Annotated in this window: 7 protein-coding genes; 3 read left to right on the top strand and 4 right to left on the bottom strand. The window is 68.4% G+C overall.

Annotated elements, in window-relative coordinates:
* Positions 1-28 precede the first annotated feature (28 nt).
* The 4 genes from H5411_RS48675 to H5411_RS38595 form a co-directional block, all read right to left on the bottom strand.
* Positions 29-1,123, bottom strand: a complete 1,095-nt coding sequence (locus H5411_RS48675; protein WP_183126647.1) for a Gfo/Idh/MocA family protein — start codon at positions 1,121-1,123, stop codon at positions 29-31.
* The gene (locus H5411_RS38605; RefSeq protein ID WP_183126646.1) at positions 1,120-1,851 is read right to left on the bottom strand and encodes a sugar phosphate isomerase/epimerase family protein; all 732 of its coding nucleotides are present in this window, start codon (positions 1,849-1,851) and stop codon (positions 1,120-1,122) included. The genes H5411_RS48675 and H5411_RS38605 overlap by 4 nt, the downstream gene beginning before the upstream one ends.
* 93 nt (positions 1,852-1,944) lie before the next feature.
* Entirely contained in the window at positions 1,945-2,484 is a 540-nt protein-coding gene (locus H5411_RS38600; protein ID WP_183126645.1) for a GNAT family N-acetyltransferase, read from the bottom strand.
* A 19-nt stretch (positions 2,485-2,503) separates the two neighbouring features.
* Positions 2,504-3,277, bottom strand: a complete 774-nt coding sequence (locus H5411_RS38595; RefSeq protein WP_220818057.1) for a FadR/GntR family transcriptional regulator — start codon at positions 3,275-3,277, stop codon at positions 2,504-2,506.
* Between the two features lie 172 nt (positions 3,278-3,449).
* Here H5411_RS38595 and H5411_RS38590 point away from each other — a divergent pair, with 172 nt between their 5' ends.
* Genes H5411_RS38590 through H5411_RS38580 form a run of 3 tightly spaced genes read left to right on the top strand, consistent with a single transcriptional unit; the run spans position 3,450 to position 7,993 of the window.
* Positions 3,450-5,057 carry an ABC transporter substrate-binding protein gene (locus H5411_RS38590; RefSeq protein ID WP_101438812.1) on the top strand — a complete coding sequence of 536 codons (1,608 nt, stop codon included), beginning with the start codon at positions 3,450-3,452 and terminating at the stop codon, positions 5,055-5,057.
* A 15-nt stretch (positions 5,058-5,072) separates the two neighbouring features.
* Positions 5,073-6,032: an ABC transporter permease gene (locus H5411_RS38585; protein WP_101438811.1), complete on the top strand. Its 960-nt coding sequence runs from the start codon at positions 5,073-5,075 to the stop codon at positions 6,030-6,032.
* Positions 6,032-7,993 carry a dipeptide/oligopeptide/nickel ABC transporter permease/ATP-binding protein gene (locus tag H5411_RS38580; RefSeq protein WP_183126649.1) on the top strand — a complete coding sequence of 654 codons (1,962 nt, stop codon included), beginning with the start codon at positions 6,032-6,034 and terminating at the stop codon, positions 7,991-7,993. The genes H5411_RS38585 and H5411_RS38580 overlap by 1 nt, the downstream gene beginning before the upstream one ends.
* Positions 7,994-8,035: the final 42 nt, after the last annotated feature.

The following is an 8,035-nucleotide window of genomic DNA, read 5'->3' as shown; positions in this document are numbered from 1 at the left end:
CCAGGCGACGAGCCGAAACCCTCAGCACTCACAACGTCCGCGAAAACGGATCCCACCCCACCGGCAACGGCTCCCCCACCCCCACCCGGCTGGCCACCTCAACCCCCACCCCCCGCGCCATCGACTCCTCAACCGCCACCATCACGTCCACCACGTGATAAGCCAACTCCCCCGAAGCCCGCTCCGGCACCCCCGCCCGAATGGCCCGGGCCAACTCCAGCACCCCCACCCCGCGCGACGCCGCATGCCCCACCGCGGCCACCTCCTCCGGCCCCTCGGCCCCAGCCAGATGCAGCACCGTGGAACCGTCAAACCGATTGGGATCCGGCAAGACCGCAGTCCCCAAAACCCCGGAAACCTCGACAAACCCCGTACGCCGCAACGCGGAATCAAACGTCAGCAAAACCTGCGCACTACCGCCGCGCACGAACTCGACCAACGCACTCACCGTAGTTGGCACGGCAACCGGAAACTCCGTCCCCGCCCGAGGCCCAGACCCGATCACCCGAGTCTCCCGCCCCCGCCCGCCAATTCCCGTCACCTTCCGAACGGCACCGAACACCTGCACCAACTGCGTCAGGTAATACGGCCCGATATCCAGCAACGGCCCGCCACCCTCTTGGAACAAAAACTCCGGCGTGGGATGCCACCCCTCTGGCCCAGGCGTCTGAAACAACGCCAACGCCGTACCAGGTTCTCCAATCCGCCCGTCCGCAAGCACACGAAGGGCAGTCTGCTGTCCAGCACCCAGCACGGTATCCGGCGCACCGGCCACCCGCACGCCCTTTTCCCGCGCCCGGTCAAGAAGCTTCCGCACGGTCTGCCGATCCAGCCCGATCGGCTTCTCCGTCCAGACGTGCTTCCCTGCCTCCACTGCCGCGAGACTGACCTCGACATGCACCGCGGGCACCGTCAGGTTCACGACGATCTCGACCTCCGGCAACGCGAGCAGATCCGCGAAGGACCCGCCCCACGGCACACCGTATTTCGCCGCCTGCCCCCGCGCCCGATCGACATCGAGATCAGCGACCCCCACAACCCGGATATCGGGAAACGCCGTCAAATTCTCCAAATACGTATCGCTGATAAACCCCGCCCCGACGATCCCGACCGCGACAGTCACTGCCGCGCCCCGGCGAGATACGCGAAACTCTCCGCAATACTCCCGAAAACATCCTCGTGCTGATCAAACTCCACTACCCGCAACGCATCCGGAGCCGCGGCGAGCACCGACGGCATCGGCATCCGCCCCTGCCCCGCGGGCACCTGCCCGGTTGCGTCGGTAGCCAACGCGCCGTCCTTCACATGGATCGCGCACACCCGCTCGCCCAGCCGCCGCAGCAACGCGGGCGCGTCCTCGCCACCGGCGGTAGCCCAATAAGCATCCACCTCGAGCACGATCTCCGGAGAGAGCCGATCAGCGAAAACCTCCAGCGCACTGCGCCCGGAAATCCGCGACTCCAGCTCCCACCAATGATTGTGGTACCCCACCCGGACCCCATAGCCCGCGGCGACCTTCGCCGCCGCGTTCAGCGCCGAGGCGGTCTCGGAGATGTCCGCGAAGCTCTGCCATCGCGGAGCCGGAACCAACGGTTCGACCACCACGCCGATCCCCAGCTCCCGAGCCGCGGCGAACACCGCGTCCTGGTCCTTCCCCGCCAACGCGGCATGCGCGGTAGGCGCACTCAGCCCGTGCGCCGCCAGCCCCGCCCCGAGCGCCTCGGCGTTCTCCACCACGCCGTACGGCTCCACCTGGCGGAACCCGATCGCGGCCAGCCGCCGCAGCGTCTCGTCCGGATCAGCCGCGAACGCGTCGCGCACCGAGTACAGCTGCACCGAAGGTCCACCCATGCCAGCTCCCAGCGGTTGAGGGCTTTCGCCAATTTCTACCACCTGGTCAGAATTGACACCAGGACAGGACCGGACGGAAATCCGCGGCACGACTCAGCCGAGATCCTTGTGCCAGATCAGAAAATCGCACGGAGTGGCCAGCAGCGGAGCCAGCTCCGGATGCGGCCCGTCGATCGTCGAGGTCTCCACCACCCGGTATCCGAGCCGGGTGTACCACCGCGCGAGGAAGTCCTTCGACGGATGCGTCCACTCGCGCGGGACCAGCAGTTCGAGCTGCATCCGCGTACAGCCTTGGGCCCGGCAGTGACTCTCCGCGAAGCGGACCAGCTCCCGCCCGATCCCCGCGCCGCGCGCCTCCGGCGAGGCAGCGAGCAGACCGAACTCCCCGAGATCCTCGGCCAGCCGCTGGATCCGGACCGAACCCGCCACCGCCCCGTCGAGCCGGGCGACCGCGATTTCGCCCGCACGGACCAGTCCGGCCATCTCCCCGGCGTTGGTCCGATCGGCCGAACCGGCCCACAAACCCGCTTCGGCCTTGGCGTAGACGGTGTTCACCAGATCAGTCAGCGTGGCCACCAGCGCGGTGTCCTCGGCGGCGGACGGCGGCAGGAAAGCGATCTCCGGAGTCGTCACCTGTCCAGACTAACCACAGTCAGCTGGCGGCCGAACCGGAAACCGCGGGCCGCGCCTCGCCGAAGCCGCCGTAGCGACCCGCCTTCGCCCGCTTGCGCACCTCGTCGAAATGCCGGTGCACCGCGTGGGCGGCCGCCTCCGCGTCGCCGCTCACGAGCGCGTCCACGATCGCCTGGTGCCGTTTCGCGGTGGCCGTGGCCGACGACACCGGCCCGCCCATTTCGCCTTCCGCGGCCCGGTAGACGTCCCAGAACAACCCGGTCAGCTCGCGAGCCAGATCGAAACCCGCCTCAGCGCAGATGAGGTCGTGGAACTCGCGGTCGGCCACCGCCGCGTCCGGTCCCTTGCGGCGCATCCGGGCGACGCACGCCTGCAGTTGCCCGATCAGCTCCGGCCGGTGGTCCCGCGCGACGCGGCTGGTCAGCTCCGTTTCGATCATCTCGCGCACCTCGAGCAGGTCGCGCAGCCGTCCGGCGTCGGTGCTGCCGCGGCTGCGCGTGCGGAAGAGCAGCCACGTCTGCAGAGCCTCCGAGCCCGCCGAGCCGACGAACGTGCCGTAGCCGTGCCGGACCTCGACGATGCCGAGCGCCTGCAGCGCCTTGACCGCCTCCCGGATCGAATTCCGGCTGACGCCGAGGTCCTCGGCGAGGCTCAGTTCGGTCGGCATCGGCGCGCCGGTCGGCAGCTGCCGGTCGACGATCAGGTCGATGATCTGCTTGGTGATCTCTTCACTGCGTTGCGGGCGCGCCACACGTTTCTCCCGGATGTCTTTCTTGCACTGGCACGTCGCCATCGGAGGACATCCTACGTCATGACCGGCTTTCCCCGCTGCACCCGCGCGGGTGGGAACGCACCCCTTGACCGAGGACGGAACGGGACTTAGGGTTCCGGCAAGTCATAGGACGTCCCACGTCCTACTTCTCGATGCTTTCTGGGTGGAACACCGCATCAAGTCAGGAGACGCCATGTCCCGAACCGCCATGGGGACTTCGTTCAACCGGCGCGCACTGCTGCGCTACGCCGGCCTCGCCGGGGCTGCCGCAGCGGTGTCGTCGACGCTCGCCGCGTGCGGCGGTCCCGCGTCGACCAACAAGACCGGGAATTCGTCCGGTTCCGTCACCGCGGTGATCGGGTACGGCAACAACCAGACCTGGGATCCGCTGCAGACCGCGTCGGCGTTCGCGATGGCGGCCATCCTGCACAGCTACGAATCGCTCGTCGAGGGCGATCCGATCACCCGGGAACCGTTCCCCGGCCTGGCCAAGGCGCTGCCGGCGGACCTCAAGAGCACCAAGCTGCGCTTCGAACTGCGCGACGGAGCGAAGTGGCACGACGGGCAGCCGGTGACCGCTGACGACGTCGTATTCACCTACGCCCGCGTGCTCGACCCGAAAGAAAACGTTCTCATCCACAGCTTCTTCTCGCAGTGGCTGGAGTCGGTCACCAAGGTCGACGCGAAGACGGTGGAATTCAGCCTGAAGTTCGCGTTCCCGTACGCGCTGCAGCGGATCCAGATCTGCAAGATCGTGCCCAAGCACGTGTTCGAGAACAACTGGAAGGCCGCCGCCGCGGGCAAGGTCGTCGGCTCCGGGCCGTACAAGATCACCGAGCAGGCCCCGCTGTCGCACACCTCGTTCGAGAAGTTCGCCGACTACAACGGCCCGCGCCCGGCCGCGTACGACAAGATGCTCTGGAAGTCCATTGTGGATTCCGCGCCTCGGGTCGCGGCGATCTCCGGCGCCAAGCCGGACGCGCAGATCGCGGAGAACATCCCGCCCGCCAACGCCGAGCAGTTGCGCAAGGCGGGCCGCACGGTCGAATTCGCCGACGGCGGCAACAACCTGTTCCTCCTCTTCAACACCAAGCACTCGCCGTTCGCCGACAAACGGGTGCGCCAGGCACTGCATTACGCGATCGACAAGAAGAAAATGATCGAGATCGGCCTGCGCGGCACCGGCACGGCGGGCACGTCGTTCATCAACCCGAAGCTTCCCGGTTCGCAGCCCGCGTCCCAGGACTTCGCCTACAACCCGGAAAAGGCGAAGCAGCTGCTCGCTGAAGCGGGCGTCAGCGGCTTGAAGATTTCGCTGTCCACCACGAACACTTCGCTGGTGCTCGACTGCGTCAAGGTGATCAAGGAGGGCTGGGACGCGATCGGCGTGCAGACCACTTTGGACTCCCAGGACACCAAGGCGCTGTTCTCCAAACTGGACAACGGCGACGACTTCCAGGTCGTGGCCACCACGAACAACCCGCTGCAGTTCGGCAATGACCCCGACCTGCTCATCCGCTATTACTACGACGCGCAATCGGTGCTCATGACGCGGTACGCGCGCTGGAGCGGCGACGACACCAACGCGTTGCTGGCGCTGCAGGACAAGGCCGCCGCGGAAACCGACGAGACCAAACGCAACGGGCTGTACAAGCAACTGCTCGACCAGATTTCCGAGCAGGCGGTGATCTACCCGATCGTCTTCACGCAGATGGGCACCGCGTGGGACCCGAAGGCGATCAGCGGAGTCCGTGCCCAGGGCTACCCGGGCATCTATCTCAACCAGGCCAAACCGGTCTGACGGGAGGTCCGGGAAGTGACAGTCGTCGTGCGGATGCTGGCCGGCCGCATCCTCGCCCTCATCCCGCTGCTGCTCGGCGTGATCCTGTTCGTGTTCATCGTGATGCGGTTCTCGCCGGTCGACCCGGCGATGGCCGCGTTCAACGGAGCCAACGCCACCGCCGACCAGCTCCAGCAGTTCCGCGAGCAGAACGGCCTGCTCGACCCGTTGCCGCTGCAGTACGTGCACTTCGTGTGGCATCTGCTGCAGGGCGACTTCGGGACGAGCGTGATCACCAAGGAGCCGGTCGGCCAGACCATCGCCACCGCGCTCCCGCTCACCGTGCAGCTGACCCTGCTCGGCCTGGCGCTCGCGCTGGTCATCTCGGTCGTGCTCGGCGTGACCTCGGCGTTGTTCCGCGGCCGCTGGCCCGACCACCTGATCCGGTTCGTGACGCTCGCCGGCGTCGCCGCGCCGGCGTTCTGGATCGCGCTGCTGCTGGTGCAGTGGCTGGCCGTGGGCAAGGGCCTCTTCCCCACCAGCGGCTACGTCAGCCCGGCGGATTCGTTCTCCGGCTGGCTGAACTCGCTGACGCTGCCCGCCATCGCGCTGGCCGCGCCGGTGGCCGCGCAGCTGACCCGGGTGATCCGCACGTCGATGGTCGAGGAGCTCGACAAGGACTACGTGCGCACCGCGCGCGGCGGCGGGCTGCCGCCGGTCGTGGTGGTCGGGCGGAACGTGCTGCGCAACGCGCTGGTCAACCCGCTGACCGTGCTCGGCCTCCGGGTCGGCTACCTGCTCGGCGGCGCGGTGGTGATCGAGACGATGTTCGCGCTGCCCGGCATGGGCCAGAACATGATCCAGGCCGTGCAGGACGGCGACACCGCCAAGGTGCAGGGCTTCGTGATCACCATCGCGGCCGGGTTCGTGCTCGTGAACCTCATCGTCGACGTGCTCTACCTCGTCGCCAACCCCCGTCTGCGGAGCCGCTCGTGATGCGCCCGGTCCTCCGCCCGAACCTGACCGCCCGGCTCTCGCGGCCCGGCGTCCGGTTCCGGCGGCTTCCCCTGTCCTCGTGGATCGCGCTGGCCGTGCTGATCGTGCTCGGGCTCGTCGCGCTCCTCGGCACCGCCGTGGCCACGCACAACCCGGACGTGCTCAGCACCGACACCGGCGGGCCCAGCGCGGCGCACTGGTTCGGCACCGACCAGTCCGGCCGCGACATCTTCTCCCGGCTCGTCGCGGGCACCCGCTGGTCGCTCGCGATCGGCCTCGGCGCGACGCTGCTCGCGCTGGTCGCGGGCGTCCTCGTCGGTGCGTTCGCGGCGACGTCCGGCCGCCGGGTCGACGGCCTGGTCATGCGGGTGCTCGACGTCCTGATGGCCTTCCCCGGCATCGCGCTCGCCGCGGTGCTGGTGGCGGTGTTCGGCCGAGGCATCCTCGTGCTGATCCTCGCCATCGGCTTCCTCAACATGGCTCCGGTGGCGCGGGTGGTGCGGGCGAACGTGCTCGCGCAGTACGGCGAGGACTACGTCGCGGCAGAACGGGTGATCGGCGCGAAACGGCTGTTCATCCTCGCCCGGCACGTCGCGGTCAACTGCGCCGCGCCGATCCTCGTGTACTGCACGGTGACCGTCGCCGACGCGATCGTGTTCGAGGCGTCGCTGTCGTTCATCGGCGCGGGGATCCAGCCGCCCGATCCGTCGTGGGGTTCGGTGCTGTCGGACGGCAAGGACCTCGTGCTGACGGGCGGCTGGTGGGCGACGCTGTTCCCCGGCCTGCTGATCCTGGCCACCGTGCTGGCGTTGAACATTCTCTCCGAGGGGATCTCCGACGCCTGGGCCGCGCCGTCGGCTCGCACCGCGAAGGCGGCCGAAGCGGCACAGCAGATCGAACTGGCTCCGGAGAACACCGCCGCGGTGCTGCCGCTGCGCGGCCTGCGCGAGGCCGGGCAGCGGCTGGCGGCGAAGGCGAGGGACCTGTCCGGCCGGGAAACCGTGCTGGCGGTGGAGAATCTCGCAATCTCGTTCCCGGACCGGCACAACGGCGTGAACGTGGTCGACGGAGTGTCCTTTTCGGTCCGTTCCGGCGAGGTGCTCGGGTTGATCGGCGAATCGGGATGCGGCAAGTCGCTCACCGCGCTGTCGATCATGGGCCTGCAGCCGGACGCCGCTCGGCTCAGCGGCGAGATCCGGTTCGCGGGCGACGACCTGCTCACCATGAAGCCGAGCGTCCGCCGCCGGCACCTCGGGCACGACCTCGCGATGGTGTACCAGGACGCGCTCAGCTCGCTGAACCCGGCGATGACGATCCGCGCGCAGCTCAAGCAGTTCACCAAGCGCGGCGGCACCCGCACGCCGGAGGAGCTGCTGGAACTGGTCAACCTCGACCCCGGCCGGACACTGCGCGCGTACCCGCACGAGCTGTCCGGCGGACAACGGCAGCGCGTGCTGATCGCGATGGCGCTGTCCCGCAGCCCGAAGCTGATCGTCGCCGACGAGCCGACGACGGCCCTCGACGTGACCGTGCAGGCGCAGATCATGGCGCTTTTGCTGCGGTTGCAGGAGGAGCTGGGTTTCGCCCTGGTGCTGGTGTCTCACGACCTCGCGCTGGTATCCGACATCGCCGACCGGGTGGTGGTGATGTACGGCGGCCAGGTCGCGGAAACAGGTGCGACCGCGGCGGTCGTCGGCGCGCCGCAGCACCACTACACCCGCGGACTGCTCAGCGCGGTGCTGTCGCTGGAGGAGAACGAAGCGACGCTCACGCAGATCAAGGGTGTAGTGCCCGCCCCGGCGGACTTCCAGCCCGGCTGCCGGTTCGCGAGCCGGTGCCCTGCGGCTCGCGGGCATTGCTTCGAAGTCGCACCTGAACCAGCTGGCGGCGGTCATCTCGTGGCTTGCCACTACCCCGCTGAGACCCCCGTCGTGGCGATGGCAGAAGGAGCGCAGGCATGAGCGCAGCTTGCAAGCGAATCATTGCTATTCATGCCGCCCCCT

It is taken from the genome of Amycolatopsis echigonensis (assembly GCF_014174495.1).
GTDB classification, from domain to species: Bacteria; Actinomycetota; Actinomycetes; order Mycobacteriales; family Pseudonocardiaceae; genus Amycolatopsis; species Amycolatopsis echigonensis.
Note: the sequence above shows the minus strand (reverse complement) of the source record. Positions and strands in the feature narration are given on the sequence as shown.

What these genes read in the sequence shown, in the direction of transcription:
- H5411_RS38605 (WP_183126646.1), bottom strand. Translation starts at nt 1,851, where the DNA reads ATGGGTGGACCTTCGGTGCAGCTGTACTCGGTGCGCGACGCGTTCGCG.
- H5411_RS38595 (WP_220818057.1), bottom strand. Translation starts at nt 3,277, where the DNA reads ATGGCGACGTGCCAGTGCAAGAAAGACATCCGGGAGAAACGTGTGGCG.
- H5411_RS38580 (WP_183126649.1), top strand. Translation starts at nt 6,032, where the DNA reads ATGCGCCCGGTCCTCCGCCCGAACCTGACCGCCCGGCTCTCGCGGCCC.
- H5411_RS38590 (WP_101438812.1), top strand. Translation starts at nt 3,450, where the DNA reads ATGTCCCGAACCGCCATGGGGACTTCGTTCAACCGGCGCGCACTGCTG.